17 protein-coding genes are annotated in these 16,185 nt (G+C 64.2%); 10 read left to right on the top strand and 7 right to left on the bottom strand.

The window, feature by feature from the left end:
* Positions 1-5 precede the first annotated feature (5 nt).
* From thrC to ISG32_RS03580, 5 genes are all read left to right on the top strand, one after another.
* Complete coding sequence (thrC, locus tag ISG32_RS03560; protein WP_194769609.1) at positions 6-1,433, top strand: threonine synthase; 1,428 nt, start codon at positions 6-8, stop codon at positions 1,431-1,433.
* A gap of 102 nt (positions 1,434-1,535) precedes the next feature.
* Entirely contained in the window at positions 1,536-2,102 is a 567-nt protein-coding gene (gene mobB, locus ISG32_RS03565; protein ID WP_194769610.1) for a molybdopterin-guanine dinucleotide biosynthesis protein B, read from the top strand.
* 14 nt (positions 2,103-2,116) lie between these two features.
* Entirely contained in the window at positions 2,117-3,334 is a 1,218-nt protein-coding gene (locus ISG32_RS03570) for a molybdopterin molybdotransferase MoeA (RefSeq protein ID WP_194769736.1), read from the top strand.
* Between the two features lie 14 nt (positions 3,335-3,348).
* The gene (gene moaD, locus ISG32_RS03575) at positions 3,349-3,609 is read left to right on the top strand and encodes a molybdopterin converting factor subunit 1 (protein WP_194769611.1); all 261 of its coding nucleotides are present in this window, start codon (positions 3,349-3,351) and stop codon (positions 3,607-3,609) included.
* Between the two features lies 1 nt (position 3,610).
* On the top strand, positions 3,611-3,928 hold the full coding sequence (locus ISG32_RS03580) for a recombinase family protein (protein WP_194769612.1): 318 nt from the start codon (positions 3,611-3,613) through the stop codon (positions 3,926-3,928).
* A 13-nt stretch (positions 3,929-3,941) separates the two neighbouring features.
* On the opposite strand, the gene ISG32_RS03585 is transcribed toward ISG32_RS03580, so the two are convergent.
* Entirely contained in the window at positions 3,942-4,445 is a 504-nt protein-coding gene (locus ISG32_RS03585; protein ID WP_194769613.1) for an SRPBCC family protein, read from the bottom strand.
* Positions 4,446-4,652: 207 nt separating this feature from the next.
* Between ISG32_RS03585 and ISG32_RS03590 the strand changes: the two genes are divergently transcribed.
* Positions 4,653-6,851 carry a TonB-dependent receptor gene (locus ISG32_RS03590; protein ID WP_194769614.1) on the top strand — a complete coding sequence of 733 codons (2,199 nt, stop codon included), beginning with the start codon at positions 4,653-4,655 and terminating at the stop codon, positions 6,849-6,851.
* A 4-nt stretch (positions 6,852-6,855) separates the two neighbouring features.
* On the opposite strand, the gene ISG32_RS03595 is transcribed toward ISG32_RS03590, so the two are convergent.
* The 3 genes from ISG32_RS03595 to ISG32_RS03605 form a co-directional block, all read right to left on the bottom strand.
* Entirely contained in the window at positions 6,856-7,764 is a 909-nt protein-coding gene (locus ISG32_RS03595) for a dihydrodipicolinate synthase family protein (RefSeq protein WP_194769615.1), read from the bottom strand.
* Between the two features lie 335 nt (positions 7,765-8,099).
* On the bottom strand, positions 8,100-8,423 hold the full coding sequence (locus ISG32_RS03600) for a hypothetical protein (protein ID WP_194769616.1): 324 nt from the start codon (positions 8,421-8,423) through the stop codon (positions 8,100-8,102).
* A 16-nt stretch (positions 8,424-8,439) separates the two neighbouring features.
* Positions 8,440-8,694: a hypothetical protein gene (locus ISG32_RS03605; RefSeq protein WP_194769617.1), complete on the bottom strand. Its 255-nt coding sequence runs from the start codon at positions 8,692-8,694 to the stop codon at positions 8,440-8,442.
* Positions 8,695-8,748: 54 nt separating this feature from the next.
* Between ISG32_RS03605 and ISG32_RS03610 the strand changes: the two genes are divergently transcribed.
* The 4 genes from ISG32_RS03610 (at position 8,749) to ISG32_RS03625 (ending at position 13,193) form a co-directional block, all read left to right on the top strand.
* Positions 8,749-9,246: a molybdenum cofactor biosynthesis protein MoaE gene (locus ISG32_RS03610; RefSeq protein WP_194769618.1), complete on the top strand. Its 498-nt coding sequence runs from the start codon at positions 8,749-8,751 to the stop codon at positions 9,244-9,246.
* Positions 9,247-9,280: 34 nt separating this feature from the next.
* On the top strand, positions 9,281-9,877 hold the full coding sequence (locus tag ISG32_RS03615; RefSeq protein WP_194769619.1) for a hypothetical protein: 597 nt from the start codon (positions 9,281-9,283) through the stop codon (positions 9,875-9,877).
* Between the two features lie 274 nt (positions 9,878-10,151).
* A complete protein-coding gene (gene clpB / locus ISG32_RS03620) occupies positions 10,152-12,767 on the top strand; it encodes an ATP-dependent chaperone ClpB (RefSeq protein ID WP_194769620.1) in 2,616 nt (871 codons plus the stop codon).
* A gap of 78 nt (positions 12,768-12,845) precedes the next feature.
* On the top strand, positions 12,846-13,193 hold the full coding sequence (locus ISG32_RS03625; protein ID WP_194769621.1) for a hypothetical protein: 348 nt from the start codon (positions 12,846-12,848) through the stop codon (positions 13,191-13,193).
* Between the two features lie 363 nt (positions 13,194-13,556).
* Here ISG32_RS03625 and ISG32_RS03630 read toward each other — a convergent pair whose 3' ends face one another.
* Genes ISG32_RS03630 through ISG32_RS03640 form a run of 3 tightly spaced genes read right to left on the bottom strand, consistent with a single transcriptional unit; the run spans position 13,557 to position 16,093 of the window.
* Positions 13,557-13,991 (bottom strand): SRPBCC family protein, encoded by a 435-nt coding sequence (locus ISG32_RS03630; protein WP_194769622.1) that lies wholly within the window; start codon positions 13,989-13,991, stop codon positions 13,557-13,559.
* 49 nt (positions 13,992-14,040) lie between these two features.
* A complete protein-coding gene (locus ISG32_RS03635) occupies positions 14,041-14,880 on the bottom strand; it encodes a phosphoenolpyruvate hydrolase family protein (RefSeq protein WP_194769623.1) in 840 nt (279 codons plus the stop codon).
* A 10-nt stretch (positions 14,881-14,890) separates the two neighbouring features.
* Positions 14,891-16,093 carry a Tm-1-like ATP-binding domain-containing protein gene (locus tag ISG32_RS03640; RefSeq protein ID WP_194769624.1) on the bottom strand — a complete coding sequence of 401 codons (1,203 nt, stop codon included), beginning with the start codon at positions 16,091-16,093 and terminating at the stop codon, positions 14,891-14,893.
* Positions 16,094-16,185 lie beyond the last annotated feature (92 nt).

Genomic DNA, 16,185 nt, shown 5'->3' on the forward strand with positions numbered 1-16,185 from the left:
AAGACATGCTGTATCTCTCCACCCGCGGTCACTCGGAACAGAAGCGCTTCTGTGACATTCTGCTGGCAGGCCTTGCGCCTGACGGCGGCCTGTATCTGCCGGTCACGTATCCGCAGATCGACGACGCGAAGCTGAGCGAGCTGCGCAACGTGTACGCGCAGCAGGGCTACGCCGCGCTGGCGTACGAAATCCTCTCGCTCTACATCGACGACATTCCCGCCGCCGATCTGAAGGCACTGTGCGCCAAGACTTACACCAAGGACGTCTTCGGCACGGACGCCATCGTTCCGGTGCGCACGCTCGACGGCGATCTGCGCATTGAAGCCCTGTCCAACGGCCCGACGCTGGCCTTCAAGGACATGGCGATGCAGCTGCTCGGCAATCTGTTCGAGTACGAACTCGCGCGCCGTGGCGAAGAGCTGAACATTCTCGGCGCGACCAGCGGCGACACCGGCAGCGCGGCTGAATACGCGATGCGCGGCAAGAAGGGCGTGCGCGTCTTCATGACCAGCCCGCATGGCCGCATGAGTCCGTTCCAGCAGGCGCAGATGTTCAGTCTGCAGGACGAGAACATCCACAACATCGCCATCGAAGGCGTGTTTGACGACTGCCAGGACATCGTCAAGGCCGTGTCCAACGACCACGCGTTCAAGGCGCAGTACAAGATCGGCACCGTCAACTCGATCAACTGGGCGCGTCTGCTCGCGCAGGTCGTGTACTACTTCGCGGGCTATCTGCAGGCCACCCAGAGCAACGACCAGAAGGTCAGCTTCACGGTGCCCAGCGGCAACTTCGGCAACATCTGCGCGGGCCATGTGGCGCGCCAGATGGGCCTGCCGATCGACAAGCTGGTGGTGGCCACCAACGAGAACGACGTGCTTGACGAGTTCTTCCGCACGGGCGTCTATCAGGTGCGCGGCGCGGCCAACACGTATGAAACCTCGAGCCCGTCGATGGACATTTCCAAGGCCAGCAACTTCGAGCGTTTCGTGTTCGATCTGGTGGGGCGCGACGGCGCGCGTCTGAAGTCGCTGTTCGTCGACGGCGTCGGCAAGGCGGGTCAGTTCGGTCTGAGCGGTGATCCGCTGTTCAAGGACGCTGCCGGCAAGTACGGCTTTGAAAGCGGCAAGAGCACGCACGCTGACCGCCTCGCGACGATCAAGGACACCTTTGAGCGCTTCGGCGACATGATCGACACCCACACCGCCGATGGCGTGAAGGTGGCGCGTGAGCATCTGCAGGCCGGCACGCCGATGATCGTGCTGGAGACCGCACTGCCGATCAAGTTCGCCGCGACCATCGAAGAGGCGCTGGGCCGCGAGCCCGACCGTCCCGCCAAGTTCAACGGCATCGAAGCCCTGCCCAAGCGCGTGGTGGTGATGTCCTCGGACGCGCAGAAGGTCAAGGACTACATCGCTGAACACTGCAAGTAATCTGCGGTGACAATGGAACCGGCGCTGCTCTGAGATCGCAAACACGCTCTCAGCATGCGCCGGTTTGCTTTTTATGGAGCGGGTGAACGTGGAATGCGAAGAATGAAGGCCATTGGTTTTGCAGGCTATTCGGGCGCGGGAAAGACGACGGTGCTGGAGCAGATCATCCGCGTTTTGCGAGAGCGCGGGCTGCGTGTTTCGGTGGTCAAGCATGCGCATCACGACTTCGATGTCGACGTGCCGGGCAAGGACAGCTGGCGGCACCGCAAGGCGGGCGCTTTCGAGGTGCTCGTGGTGTCGGACCGACGTCTGGCGCTGATGCGCGAATTCGAGACGTCGCGTGATGATCTGTCGGCGCACGGGATGCTGGCCGAACTGGATCATTCGGTGGACTGGGCCATCGTCGAAGGCTTCAAGCGCAGCGATCTGCCCAAGATCGAAATCTGGCGCGAGCCCGCCGCCAGCGAAAAGCCACGCGTGCTGCGCTATCCGGACGACCCCGACATTCATGCCGTCGCAACCGATGACGCGAGCTGCCTGCCGGCAGATTGCGCGCTGCCCGTGCTCGATCTGAACGATCCCGTGAAGATCGTGGAATGGATGCTCGCGAACGGCGCGCGTTTCGAGTACGAGCCGCCCGCCACCAACCATCAGGAGAACCCGCTTTGAACAAGCCTCATCTCATGTCCATGGACGACGCGCTGGCCGCCGTGCTTGCGCAGGCAGCACGCGTGGACCAGGCCGACTCCGTCAACACCTTCGACGCCGATGGCCGCGTGCTCTGGGCCGATGCGGTCTCCGAACTGCAGGTGCCGCCGATGGACAACTCGGCGATGGATGGCTATGCGGTGCGCTGCGTCGACATCACCGGAGCGGGCGTGCCATTGCCCGTGAGCCAGCGCATCGCCGCCGGGCAGGTGGGCGCGCCGCTCGCTGCAGGCACGGCCGCGCGCATCTTCACCGGGGCGCCGGTGCCGGAGGGCGCCGACGCGATCGTGATGCAGGAGGACACCGAGGCGGTTGACGGTGGGGTGCGCATCAACGCCATCCCGAAGTCGGAGCAATGGATTCGCCGCGCGGGCGAGGACATCGCGCGCGGCAGCACGATTCTGCGAGCCGGCACGCGCCTCAATCCCGCAGCGCTGGGGCTGCTCGCGAGCATCGGTCTTGCCGAGGTGCAGGTGGCGCGCAGGCCGCGCGTGGCGCTGTTCTCGACGGGTGACGAGCTTGTCATGCCGGGTGCCATCGCGCCCGCCGACATGCCGCCCGGATCGATCTACAACAGCAACCGTTTCTTCCTGCGCGCGCTGCTCACCCGATTGGGCTGCGAGGTCCATGATTGCGGCATCGTGCCCGACAACCGCGAGGCCACCATCCGCGTGATGCAGGAGGCCGCTGCGGACAACGATCTGATTCTCTCGACGGCAGGCGTTTCTGTCGGCGAGGAAGACCATGTGAAGCCCGCCGTCGAGCAGCTTGGCGAACTGGATCTCTGGAAGATTTCGATGAAGCCCGGCAAGCCGTTCGCATTCGGAAGCGTGCGCCGCGCGGCGGGTGGCAGCGCGCATTTCATGGGGCTTCCGGGCAACCCGGTGTCGAGCTTCGTGACGTTTCTGATGCTGGTGCGTCCGTTTCTGCTGCGTCTTCAGGGCGTGCAGAACGTGGCTCCGCGTGCGCTGCATGTCAAAGCTGCCTTCGATCTGCCCAAGGCGGATGCGCGCCGCGAGTTTCTTCGCGTGCGGCTGAACGAAGAGGGCGCGCTCGAGCTGTTCGGCAACCAGAGTTCGGGCGTGCTCACCTCGGCCGTCTGGGGCGATGGTCTGGTCGACAACCCCGCGATGACGACGGTGAAGCAGGGCGACGTGGTGCGCTTTATCCCCATGTCGGAGTTGCTGCAATGAGCGAGGAGACGGTCATGACACGCAAGATCAACCTGCTGTATTTCGCCTCGATCCGCGAAGCCTTCGGCACCGGGTCTGAAAGCCTGCAGACCGACGCGGCCACGGTGGGAGCGCTGCGCGATGAACTCATCCGCACGAGGGGCGAGGCTGCGGCTGCGGCGCTCGCGCCGAATCGTGCCGTGCGCATGGCGCTCAACCAGGTGATGTGCAAGGCCGATGCCGCGATTCAGGATGGTGACGAGGTGGCCTTTTTCCCGCCCGTGACCGGAGGCTGACGTGAGCGATTCCGTCGATCCGACCATCAGCGCCCGTACCCGCAAGGCGCTGGCGGAAGCCAAGTCGCGCGGCGTGAAGCTGGGTGCGGCCGGCGCCGACAACATCCGCGCCACGGTTGCCAAGCGCAAGGCGGACGCCGATGCGTTCGCCGAGCAGCATCGGCAACTCTTCGCCGAACTGATCGCCGAGAAGCTCACCCACCGGCGCATGGCCGAGGTGCTCAACGAGCGCGGCGTTCCGGCGGCGCGCGGCGGTGCATGGACACATGGGCAGGTGCAGCGCATGCTGCTTCGGCTGCAGGACGAATCCCCGGAATAGCCCCTGGGGGCGTTCAGCGCAGCGTCGAGGCGCAGTCCTCAAGCTGGGTGATGGCGGCGTTCCAGCCATCAAAGAATCCCATCTGCTCGTGTTTGTCGCGCGTCGCCTCGTCGGGGTGCATCACGCGCGCCGTGTAGCGACAGTCTGCTCCCTCGTCCTCCATCGTGATCACCGCCGTGAACGGCATCCACGGCTTGTTCGGACGCCAGTCCGCGAGCAGCATCGACGTGAACACGAGACGCGTCTGCGGCACGACCTCGAGAAAGCTGCCCGGATTGTCGCTGCTGCCGCCGTCCGGCCCCTGCATGAAGGTGTGGAACGCACCGCCCGCCCGCAGCTCGAAGGCGCGCACCTCGGTGCTCCAAGGTCTGGGACACCACCACTGCTTGAGCAGCTCCGGTTCGGACCATGCGCGCCACACGGCCGCGCGCGGCGCATGCAAAGTGCGGGTGATGACGAGATCGTTCTCTTCAGCCCGCGCATCCACGCTGGGCGTGTCGTTTGCTTTCCGGGTCATGGCGTGCCTCCTTGTCTGTGACGTGGAGCTGCGAAATCGACCTGATGGCCGGATCTGGCCCTCCACGCATGCAGTTTCCGTCAAGTGGATCGGCAACTGGGTTTGGCAGGCAAGCTGCGTGTAATTTGGTGTAACATTCGCTAGATCAGAACTATTGAAATCCAAATCTGATTGTTTATGTGAGCGGTCACATTCCACTGTGGCTTCGTGTCGCATGATCTTCAGAACAAGGGCCCCACGTTGGATCAGTCGCGCTTTCATTCCTCCTTTCGCAAGTCGGTGGCGGTGGCCCTCGTGCTGGGTGGCTGGGGCGCACACGCCGGTGCGGACGAGCGCGCCCTGCCAGAAGTGCAGGTGCAGACGCCGGCCGAGCAGGTCGGTGATCTTCCTGGCCCCTATCCAGGTGGTCAGATGGCGCGTGGCGCGCATCTGGGCGTGCTCGGCAAGACCGATGTGATGGACGCGCCGTTCAGCGTCATCAGTTTCACCGGCAGCGTCATCCACAACAGTCAGTCGCGCAGCATTTCCGAGGTGATCGGCGGCCTTGATTCTTCCGTGCGTGAGGAGTATGGCGACGGCACCAGTCTCGATACGCTGATGATCCGCGGCTTCACGGTCGAGAACGATGAGATGTCGCTCAACGGCCTGCCCGGCATCCTCGGCCAGTTCCGGGTCTCGCCCGAATTCGTCGAGCGCGCCGAGGTGCTCAAGGGACCTTCGGCGCTGATCAACGGCATGTCGGCCGATGGCTCGGTGGGCGGCGCGGTGAACCTCATTTCCAAGCGCGCGGGCGATGTGCCGCTCACCTCGCTGACCATGGGTTACGCGTCGCACTCGCTGTTCGGCTTCAACGCCGACATTGCCCGGCGCTTCGGCGTGGACAACGCTTTCGGCATCCGCGTGAACGCCGGTGCGCGCCAGGGCGACATGCAGCGCGACTACATGACCGACCGGGCACGCAACCTGTCGATCGGCATGGACTTCAACAGCGAACGCCTGCGCGCATCGCTGGACCTGATCCGCCAGACGCAGCGGCTCTATGGTGCGGGCGGGGCGGTGGATTTCAGCGCGGTCGGTGGCCCCGTGCCCGCCGCGCCGGACGGACGGCGCAACTTCGCGCAGCCCTGGTATTTTCAGGACGCGGAAGACACTGCCCTCATGGGACGCGTGGAGTGGGATGTGTCGAAGCATCTCACCGTGTTCGGCGCGATCGGCCAATCACGCGATGCCTCGTCGGCGCTGGTCGCGGACGAGCCCTTCGTGGACGCATCCGGCGGCTTTGCCTATGCAGGCATGCCGATACGTTGGCGGCAGCGGACCATCTCGAGCCAGTGGGGGCTCAAGGGCCAATTCGACACGGGCTCGGTGCGTCACCACTGGTCGCTGACGGCCTCGGATCTTCGGCGCACGAGCACGGCGGACTTCCATGTGGCGGGATTGAGCGGCGGGGCGGGCCTGTCCAGCATTTACGACATGGTCCTGATTCCGCCGCCCGGCGATGCCGTCGAGCCCGCCGGCCCGCTGGCATGGAGCTCGCGCAATGCGCTGCCCGGCTATGCGATTGCAGACACGCTGTCGTTCGCCGAGGGACGACTGCGGGTGACGCTCGGCGTGCGGCATCAGCGCGTGAAGTCCGACAGCGCCACCGGCTTTGCGCTGCTCGGCATGTCGACCGCGCACTACGACGAGTCAGTCAACAGCCCGATGGCGACCATCGTGTTCAAGCCGTCGCGGCAGATCTCGCTGTATGCCAATCATGTCCAGGGGCTGAGCATGGGGGACACCGCACCTTACGGCACGAGCAATCAGGGCGTGGTGTTCGCTCCGTACCGCACGCGCCAGTTCGAGACCGGCATGAAGTTCGACGCGGGCCGCTTCGGCGGCACGCTGAGCGTCTTCCAGATCACCAAGCCCTACGCCACCATCGACCCGTCCACGCTGACCTTCGGCGTGTTCGGCAAGCAGCGCCATCGCGGGGTCGAGGTACAACTGTTCGGCGAGCTCGCGAAAGGCGTGCGGCTGATCGGCGGCGCGACGTTCATGAACGCGGAGGTGCGTGATCCGCTGAACGCCGCCGGACAAACGCTGCGTCCCGTGGGCGTCGCGCGCAGGCAGCTCGCGCTGCAGGGCGAATGGGATGTGCCTGCGGCATCGGGCCTCACGCTCACCGCGCACGCTCTGCATTCCGGCGACGTGTATGCGGACGCCACCAACTTTGCCAAGGTGCCGGGCTGGACGGTCTATGACCTCGGCGCACGCTACGTCACGAGGCTGGGGAACACGCAGCTCACGCTGCGCGCCATGGTCAAGAACGTGACCGACGAGCGCTACTGGAAACAGGGCCGCTACGCCGCCACGCTGGGCATGCCGCGCACGCTGGCCCTGTCGTCCACGTTCGAGTTCTGAGTGCTTATGCGGCTTCGCGCCACGCGGGCATTTCGATGCGCGCCATGCGTTCGACCAGCGCGACGGACGCCTCGATCATCGGCGCGCGCATCTCCGCCCGCATCCAGCCCTGATGCGCCAGCCAGCCCTTGATGGGCGCGGGATTGGGTTCTTCAAAGCTCGCATGGATGTGCGGCAGCAGCGCGAACCAGAGTGCGCGAGCGGACACCACGTCACCGGCGGCGAGCAGCCGCACCAGCGCAACGAAATGCCCGGTGTGGCCGTGCGCGCTCGCGGCAATCGCGCCCGCGCCGCCCTGCGCCATGCTGGAGAAGATCTGTACGTCCTCTCCGGCGAGCACCTGCAGTTGGCCGTCGTCGATCAGCGCCTGCGTCTTGGCCGCGTCGCCGCCGCAGTCCTTGATGGCGACGATGTTCGGATGCGCGGCCAGCGTGCGCAGCGTGGCGAGTTCGAGCGTGGCGCCGGTGCGGTAGGGGATGTCGTAGATGACGACGGGATGCGCGCTCGCGTCGGCGATGCGGGTGAACCACTGCAGCAGACCGGCCTGTGACGGGCGGATGTAGGTGGGTGGCGGCACGAGCAGCGCGGAGATCGGCTGGGCGCTCAACTGCGCCACGCGCTCGAGCATCCTGCCCATGTGGCAGTCGGCCGCGCCCATGATCACCGGCAGCCCGCCGGCCGCACTGAGGATGGTGGCGAGCACGGCGTCTTCTTCTTCATGCGAGAGCGCGGCGGCCTCGCCGGTCGAACCGCAGGCGCAGAAGCCGGTCACGCCCGCGAGCTTCATGCGCGTGGTCAGCGAGTGCAGTGCGTCGTGGTCGACGGCGCCGTCATGGAACGGGGTGACGAGCGGAATCCACAGGCCCGCGAAATCGGCGGTCGAGGACGATGGTGTGGCAGTGAGTGATGGCATGACAAGCTCTTTCAGATGGGGAAATGAAAGACCGCAAAAAATCACCACCGACCAGACGCGTGACGGTTGGGTTCGGCAGATGACGGCGTGATGCCTGTCGGGAAATGCTGGGGGAGAAAAAGAGAAGAGGCTGCCTTGCCGGTTCCGTCGCTCATCTGGATGGAACCTCAGCTCCGGTCAGACGAGCTTTGGTTTTTTGGCTTTGCTGGCGACCACGGCGGCGCACGTCACGCACGGAGTGCACGAAGTGGTGTGGGCGTTGGCAAAGTTGCAAGGCATGGGTCGAGAGTGTAGCAAGTGTCTACAGTGGTGCGCAACCACTGCGTGGAATGTGGTCAGGACGCATCGGATTCGGGTAGTTTGGGCGAGCGCCAGTTCAGCAGCTCGGCCAGACGCAGCGTGATCCAGCGCGCCTCGTTGGGTGGCACGACCGAGCCGTCGGCTGCCAGCCCGGCATGGATGCCCGAGAGCACGCCTTCTTCCGATTCGTTGCCGCTGTGGTAGAGCATCGAGGCCTGCTCCGTCAGGTGCGTGGCCAGGTCTTCGCACAGCTCGTAGCGCGCGACGAGCTCCGGCTTGCCGATGAGCAGCTTGCCGCTTCGGCTCGCGTAGATTTCCACGAAGCTCGGCGGTGGCTGGATCTGCGAGGTGTCGTCCATGTTGAGCTTTCCCCGATCAGTCCGGCCTGAACAGGCGCTCGAAACGCGCCAGATCTTCCGCGAGTTCGCAGGTCACGAACTGGCCCATCTTGTTGTCGGCGATGCGGTGCGCGGCAAACAGGCTCACGCGCCCGGCAAAGTCAAAGTCGGGCAGGTGAATGAGCGCGTAGGGATGGGGCACGAACTTCTGGTGCTCGAACACCACGCGGTGCTTGTTCTGCGGCGAAGGGTAGAGCGTGTACTCGCCGGTGCTGATGGTTTGGGTAGCCATGGATGTCAGTCGATTCAATGTTCCAATGCTAGCGCTTTGGGTCACAATTTCGCCATGAGTGCCAATATTCCCCACCAGAGTCCCCGACCACCTCGCGTTTCCGTCCAGACTGAAGACTTCGATCTCTCCTCCGAAGTTGCCGGGCTGCGCGCCGGTGATGCGCGAGTCGGCGCGGTTTGTGCCTTCGTCGGCACGGTGCGTGACCGCAACGAGGGCGATGCGGTGGCGAGCATGGAGCTGGAGCACTATCCGGGCATGACCGAGAAGTCCATCGAGGCCATCATCGATCAGGCGGTCGAGCGCTTCGGGCTGTTCGGCGTGCGGGTGATCCACCGCGTCGGACTGCTCCAGCCCATGGACCAGATCGTGCTGGTGGCGGTGACCTCCGCGCATCGCGGCATGGCGTATCAGGGGTGTGAATACATCATGGACTATCTGAAATCGCTCGCGCCGTTCTGGAAAAAAGAGCAGACGCCGCAAGGCGCGCGCTGGGTGGATGCGCGGGTGAGCGATGAAGAGGCGCTGGCCCGCTGGTCCACGCCTGCTGCCTGAATGGAATTGAATCGAATTTTGGAGAGAAACGATCGTGTTGATTGAAGAGAAAAAGGCTCTGCATTTCATCGACAGCTACCAGACGCTGCTGGGGTACGCGGCGCTGTCGGGCGGGCTGCTGGAGAAGGCGGGGCAGAACGTGGATGGCCTGGTCCTGATGCAGCAGGCGCGCAACGCGATGGCCGACGATCCCGCACTGCTGCCGAAGGCGCTGGCGGCGATGGAGAAGGCCGGGGAGACGCTGTCCGAGGACATGCAGCAGGCGCTAGCCAGTCTGCGCGTGGGGCATTGGATCTACCTGCGCGATACGACGGGCTACAGCGTGCTGATGGAGACCGGTGATCTGGAGGCGGCCTATGCCGTCAAATGCCTGACGACGCCGCTCAAGGACCTGATCGGCGACAGCGGCGCGATCATCGAGGCGGGGCTGCTGGAGTACGACGGGAAGATCATCTGTGACGGGCTGGTGTCGATGGGCGCCTGGCTGGGCCCGAACTACCGCAGCGGGTTCAACGAGAGTCTGGGGGAATATCGCGCCAATGGGCTGTTCTTTCGCGACAAGCTGCTGCCTGCGCCGGTGAAAAAGCCCAAGGCGCCGAAGAAGCGGGCAGCGTCCAAACCGAAGAAGTAAGACGAGAAATCCGCATCCAGCCCCGCGGACACCTCCCGGCAGCTGCGCTCGCGGCCGGCCGAATGGGCGCTGCTCCTACGCATCGCGCCCGGTGGTGGCGCAATACTTGAACAACGGGCTTCGGCAAACTCCATAGCACCGAACGGCGTCTGCGGGCGGCGCGGGGCATTGCGCGCGCCCAAATTCAGACAATTGCAAGCAAAGCTCTTGAAAATTCCCCTATTGGATATCAGATATCTCGCATTGACTTCCATTCGGAAACACAAAGAACACCATGCGAATTGACAAACTGACAAGCAAATTTCAGGAAGCCCTAGCAGACGCACAATCGCTCGCGCTGGGCAATGACAACCCCTACATCGACCCGCTTCACGTGCTGACCGCCATGCTGCGCCAGCAGGATGGCCCGCGTTCGCTGCTGCAGCGCGCCGGCGTGAACGTGAACGCGCTGACCACGGCGGCGGAAAACGCCGTCAAGCAACTGCCCCAGGTGCAGGGCCAGGACCAGCAGGTGCAGATCGGCCCCGATCTGAACAAGCTGCTGCAGGCCACCGAGAAGGAAGCCATCAAGCGTGGCGACCAGTTCATCGCGAGCGAGCTGTTTTTGATTGCGCTGGCCGACAGCGGCACCAAGGCCTCGGAACTGGCCAAGCAGAACGGATTGACCCGAAAGAGCATTGAAGCGGCGATTGACGCCGTGCGTGGAGGACAGACGATGGACAGTGCGGAAGGCGAAAGCCAGCGCGAAGCGTTGAAGAAATACACGCTCGATCTGACCGAGCGTGCCCGCAGCGGCAAGCTCGATCCAGTGATCGGCCGCGATGACGAGATCCGCCGCGCCATCCAGGTGCTGCAGCGCCGCAGCAAGAACAATCCCGTGCTCATCGGCGAGCCCGGCGTGGGCAAGACCGCCATTGTGGAAGGTCTGGCGCAGCGCATCGTGGCCGGCGAGGTGCCCGAGTCGCTCAAGGACAAGAGCGTGCTGGTGCTCGACATGGCGGGCCTGCTCGCCGGTGCCAAGTACCGCGGCGAATTCGAGGAACGCCTGAAGGCCGTGCTCAACGACGTGGCCAAGCAGGAAGGCCGCATCATTCTGTTCATCGACGAGATCCACACCATGGTCGGCGCAGGCAAGGCCGAAGGTGCGATGGACGCGGGCAACATGCTCAAGCCGGCACTGGCGCGCGGCGAGCTGCATTGCATCGGCGCGACCACGCTCGATGAGTACCGCAAGTACATCGAAAAGGATGCCGCACTCGAGCGTCGTTTCCAGAAGGTGCTGGTGGAAGAGCCTTCGGTGGAAGACACCATCGCGATTCTGCGCGGCCTGCAGGTGCGCTATGAAGCCCACCACGGCGTGGACATCACTGACCCGGCGATCGTTGCCGCAGCGGAGTTGAGCGCGCGTTACATCACGGACCGTTTTCTGCCCGACAAGGCCATCGACCTGATCGACGAAGCCGCTGCGAAGGTGAAGATCGAAATCGACTCCAAGCCCGAGGAAATGGACAAGCTCGAGCGCCGCATGATCCAGCTGAAGATCGAGCGCGAGGCGATGAAGAAGGAAAAGGACGAGGCCTCGCAGCGTCGTCTGACCCTGATCGAGGAAGACCTCGGCAATCTGGAGCGCGAATACGCCGATCTGGAAGAAGTGTGGAAGTCCGAGAAGGCCGCCGCACAGGGCTCCGAGCAGATCCGCAAGGAGCTGGACACGATCCGCATCCAGATCGACGAGTTCAAGCGCAAGGGCGACTTCAACAAGGTGGCTGAGTTGCAGTATGGCAAGCTGCCGGAGCTGGAGCGAGAGCTGAAGGCTGCTGAGAACAACGAGGCGCAGGCCGAAGGCGTGGCGGGCAAGAAGAACCGTCTGCTGCGCACTCAGGTCGGCGCGGAAGAAATCGCCGAAGTGGTGAGCCGCGCGACCGGCATTCCGGTCTCCAAGATGATGCAGGGCGAGAAGGACAAACTGCTCAAGATGGAGGACAAGCTGCACGAACGCGTGGTCGGCCAGGACGAGGCGATCTCCGCCGTCGCTAACGCCATCCGCCGCTCGCGCTCGGGTCTGTCCGATCCGAACCGTCCGCTGGGCAGTTTCCTGTTCCTTGGCCCCACAGGCGTGGGCAAGACCGAGCTGTGCAAGGCGCTGGCCGGATTCCTGTTCGACAGCCAGGACCACCTGATCCGCATCGACATGAGCGAGTTCATGGAGAAGCATTCGGTGGCCCGACTGATCGGTGCGCCTCCGGGTTATGTGGGCTACGAGGAGGGCGGCTATCTGACCGAGGCCGTTCGCCGCAAGCCCTACAGCGTGGTGCTGCTGGACGAAGTGGAGAAGGCGCATCCGGACGTGTTCAACGTGCTGCTGCAGGTGCTCGACGATGGTCGCCTGACCGACGGACAGGGCCGTACCGTGGACTTCAAGAACACGGTGATCGTGATGACCAGCAACATCGGCTCGCAGCTCATCCAGAGCATGGTGGGCCAGAGCTCGGAAGACATCAAGGAAGCGGTGTGGGGTGAACTCAAGAACAATTTCCGTCCGGAGTTCCTGAACCGCATCGACGAGACGGTGGTGTTCCATGCGCTTGATGCCAAGAACATCGAATCGATCGCGCGCATCCAGCTCAAGCTGCTGGAATCGCGACTCGAAAAGATGGACCTGCATCTCGACGTGTCGTCCGCCGCGATGGCCGAGTTGGCGAAGGTCGGTTTCGACCCGGTGTTCGGGGCGCGTCCGCTCAAGCGCGCGATCCAGCAACGTATCGAAAACCCGCTGTCCAAATTGCTGTTGGAGGGGAAATATCCACCCAAGAGCGTGATCCCGGTCTCCGTGGATCCTGTGAAGGACCCAGGGGTATTCGAGTTCGGCAAGGCCCGCGACGCGGCATGATGCTGAAATGACGCTGTGCACCCGTCGCCAATGAATGAGTGGCGGATGCACGGCCCAGGTTTGAAAGGAATGATTGCTTTGAACGATTTGCTGTCCGGATTGGTCCGTTTGGCTTTGCGCCTCATCGTCATCGTTGGCGCTGTGGTGGTGTTCCTGAGCGTGTTCGCGGCCGCGATGCTGCTGGCGCTGGTGTGGGGCGCGCGTGCGCTGTGGGCGAAGCTCACGGGGCGGCCCGTCATGCCGTGGGCCATGCGCATGGATCCGCGCTCCGGGTGGAGCACGGTGTACCGCAGCACGGCGCGGTGGTCGGCTGCGCCGCGTGATGCGTCGTCTTCCGATGACGCCGGCGCTCGCAGTTCGCTGCGTGGCACGGGGCTGCGTCCTTCGCCGGATGTGACGGACGTGCAGCCTCGTGAGGTGCATTGATCGGCTGACTGGTTGATCGCTGGTGGCGATCAAGGTTAACAATGGCAAAACGCCGCTGGGTTTTTCTCAGTGGCGTTTTTCCTTTTTGGGGTGTTTTGAGTTCAGAGGCCGGGAGTTCCGCCCGGCGGCGGAGTCACTTTTTGCTTGCGCGCAAAAAGTGACCCAAAACGCGCTTTCAATACCCGCGACAGAACTCGCTTTGCGCTGCGCGCGTCGCTCGGACAACCGCCGCGAGTCAGTGGGGAAGAGGGGCTTCGGCACTTCGCTGCGCTCGTGTGCATCTCGCGTTCGCGAGATGCATTTGCGCCTGTGGCGCTTCGGTATGGCCCTCTTCCTTGTCTGTTGGCGGGGGATTTTTTCTCGTCAGGCTACGAATGCTGCCAGCGCCGTCCATCCTGCCGCAAACACATGCACCGAGACGATCTCCTCGTACTTGCCTGCATCTTCCGGAGCCTCGTCGAAGTTTGCGCCCCATTCCGCGAAGGTCTCGCCGGTCGATGTGATCGGCGTGAGTTGGATCCAGGCGAGGTAGTTCGTCACCGGGAATGCGGGTTTGACGAAGTTGTAGCTGAGCCGGTGGTTGGCGTCGTCGAGCGACACCAGTTGCTCGCGCACGTGGGCGTCATCAGCCAGGTGGAACGAGCGCACGCAGCCGACGGCATCGGCTGCGCGGCCGTCCTCGATTTCGCTGCGCACGATGGCCGGGTGCCATGCGGGCAGGCTGTTGAAGTCGCGCACGAGGCTCCAGACCTTGTCGATGGGGGCTGGGATGATCGCGCTTGCGTAGGCTTTGGCCATGGGTTTGTCTCCTTGTGGTTGATGTTGACGTTGATGAACGGATGCTTGTTTATTTGGTGGCTTGCAGTGTCAGATTCTTGAAGGCCTTGGTCTGCTCCACCAGCGCGGTTTCCACGGGCAGGCGTTCCATGCTGGATGCGCCGTAGAAGCCGTTGCAGACGGGGCAGTTGGCGAGGATGAAGCGGGCGTCTTCGGGGGAGGCGATGGGGCCGCCGTGGCAGAGGACCAGCACTTCTGGATTCACCTCGCGCGCGGCTTGTGCGATGGCGTTGATTTCAGTGACGCAGTCGGCGAGGGTGAGCGCGGTGTCGGCGCCAATGCTGCCGCCGGTGGTGAGGCCCATGTGGGCGACGATGATGTCGGCGCCTGCGGCGGTCATGGCGCGGGCGTCGGAGGGGTTGAAGACGTAGGGCGTGGTCAGCATGTCCTTTTCGCGGGCCATGCGCACGAGGTCGACTTCGAGCTGGTAGCCCATGCCGGTTTCTTCGAGGTTGGCGCGGAATTTTCCGTCGATGAGACCGACGGTCGGGAAGTTCTGGATGCCCGCGAAGCCCATGGCTTTCAACTGGTCGAGAAACGGGCCGAAGCTGCAGAACGGATCGGTGCCGTTGACGCCCGCGAGCACTGGCGTGTGCTTGACGACGGGGAGCACTTCGCGCGCCATGTCGACGACGATTTCATTGGCGTTGCCGTAGGCCAGAAGCCCGGCGAGCGAGCCTCGGCCGGCCATGCGATAGCGGCCCGAGTTGTAGATGACGATGAGGTCGATGCCGCCGGCTTCTTCGCATTTGGCAGAGAGGCCTGTGCCCGCGCCGCCGCCGATGATGGGCTGGCCGTTGGCGATCTGTTGGCGGAAACGGGCGAGGATGGCGCTGCGTTCTTGTGTCATGTGGGTTTTCTCAGAGGATGTCGTTGAAGTGCTGGACCGCAATGGCGGCGAATTCCGGCGAGTTGATGGCGTGCGGCACGCGGATCACGCGGCGCAGGTCGGTCTGGCGGACGGTGTCTTCGATGGTCTTGAAGAGCGCGGCGTCGGCCTCGGGGTCGTGAAAGGGCATGCCCGGCGCGTCGAGCACCGACACGCCGCCCTCGGGCAACAGAAAGCGCACGGGGCCGATGCTGCGGTTGAGCTTTTCGCCGATGAAGCGGCCCATGGCGATGTTTTCTTCCACGGTCGTGCGCATCAGCGTGATCTGCGGGTTGTGCACGTAGAGATTGCGGGCCTTGAATGAAGCGGGCACGCTGTCTTTGGCGCCGAAGTTCACCATGTCGAGCGCGCCGCACGAGCCCACGTAGGGCAGAGGGCGCTCGGCCAGAAAGTCGAAGCGCTGAGGCGTCGCGGGCAGCACGCCGCCGAACAGCAGGTCGCAGACCTCGGTGGTGGTGATGTCGAGCACGCCCGCGAAGAAACCGCCGGCCGCGAGCTTTTCCATCGACTGGCCGCCGATGCCGGTGGCGTGGAACACCATGCATTCATATCGCGCGCCGAGCTGCTCGGTGATCTGCGTGATGCAGGGCGTGGTCACGCCGAACATGGTGAGGCCGAGCGCGGGCTTGTCGTCGCGCGTTTCATCGCGCGCGCCGCTTGCCATGCCTGCAATCGCGTTGGCGGCGTTGGAGAGCACGACGCGCGAGATGCTGTTGAGGCCCGCGATGTCGGTGATCGAGTTGACCATGTAGATGTCGTTCGGCCCGACGTAGTCGGCCACGTTGCCGGCCGCCATGGTCGAGACCATGACGCGCGGCGTGCCAACGGGCAGCGCGCGCATGCCCTGCGTGACGATGACGGTTCCCCCCGAACCGCCAAGGCCGATCACGCCACCTACGTCGGTACGCGCACGGATGAAGTGCTCGAAGGCGGTGCCCATGGCCGCCACGGCCGTGCCGCGGTCACCAGTGAACACGGCTTCCGCCCCCTGCGGGTGGCTGGCGGCGACGATTTTCGCGTTGAAGTCGGCGGTGGGCGAGGGGTGCTGGGTGGACACATCCACCAGCATCGCCTTGAGGCCCTGCATGCGGATGCGGTTGGCGACGTAGGCCAGCTCGGCCTCCTTGGTGTCGCAGCAGCCGACGACGTAGATCGTGCGGGTCGCGTGGTTCATGGCTTGGCTCCTGGTTCGTTGTGAGTGGGTGGGCCGGGCGAGGATGGCCCTTCGGCTCCGGTTGCTAAGTTGCCGGAAGTCGATGGCTCTGG

This window comes from Diaphorobacter caeni, assembly GCF_015354245.1.
Classification (GTDB): Bacteria; Pseudomonadota; Gammaproteobacteria; order Burkholderiales; family Burkholderiaceae_C; genus Diaphorobacter_A; species Diaphorobacter_A caeni.

Bases quoted from the DNA above. Each gene is read 5' to 3' on its own strand.
- thrC (WP_194769609.1), top strand. From the start codon at position 6: ATGCTGTATCTCTCCACCCGCGGTCACTCGGAACAGAAGCGCTTCTGT.
- mobB (WP_194769610.1), top strand. From the start codon at position 1,536: ATGAAGGCCATTGGTTTTGCAGGCTATTCGGGCGCGGGAAAGACGACG.
- ISG32_RS03570 (WP_194769736.1), top strand. From the start codon at position 2,117: ATGTCCATGGACGACGCGCTGGCCGCCGTGCTTGCGCAGGCAGCACGC.
- moaD (WP_194769611.1), top strand. From the start codon at position 3,349: ATGACACGCAAGATCAACCTGCTGTATTTCGCCTCGATCCGCGAAGCC.
- ISG32_RS03585 (WP_194769613.1), bottom strand. From the start codon at position 4,445: ATGACCCGGAAAGCAAACGACACGCCCAGCGTGGATGCGCGGGCTGAA.
- ISG32_RS03595 (WP_194769615.1), bottom strand. From the start codon at position 7,764: ATGCCATCACTCACTGCCACACCATCGTCCTCGACCGCCGATTTCGCG.
- ISG32_RS03600 (WP_194769616.1), bottom strand. From the start codon at position 8,423: ATGGACGACACCTCGCAGATCCAGCCACCGCCGAGCTTCGTGGAAATC.
- ISG32_RS03605 (WP_194769617.1), bottom strand. From the start codon at position 8,694: ATGGCTACCCAAACCATCAGCACCGGCGAGTACACGCTCTACCCTTCG.
- ISG32_RS03610 (WP_194769618.1), top strand. From the start codon at position 8,749: ATGAGTGCCAATATTCCCCACCAGAGTCCCCGACCACCTCGCGTTTCC.
- clpB (WP_194769620.1), top strand. From the start codon at position 10,152: ATGCGAATTGACAAACTGACAAGCAAATTTCAGGAAGCCCTAGCAGAC.
- ISG32_RS03630 (WP_194769622.1), bottom strand. From the start codon at position 13,991: ATGGCCAAAGCCTACGCAAGCGCGATCATCCCAGCCCCCATCGACAAG.
- ISG32_RS03635 (WP_194769623.1), bottom strand. From the start codon at position 14,880: ATGACACAAGAACGCAGCGCCATCCTCGCCCGTTTCCGCCAACAGATC.
- ISG32_RS03640 (WP_194769624.1), bottom strand. From the start codon at position 16,093: ATGAACCACGCGACCCGCACGATCTACGTCGTCGGCTGCTGCGACACC.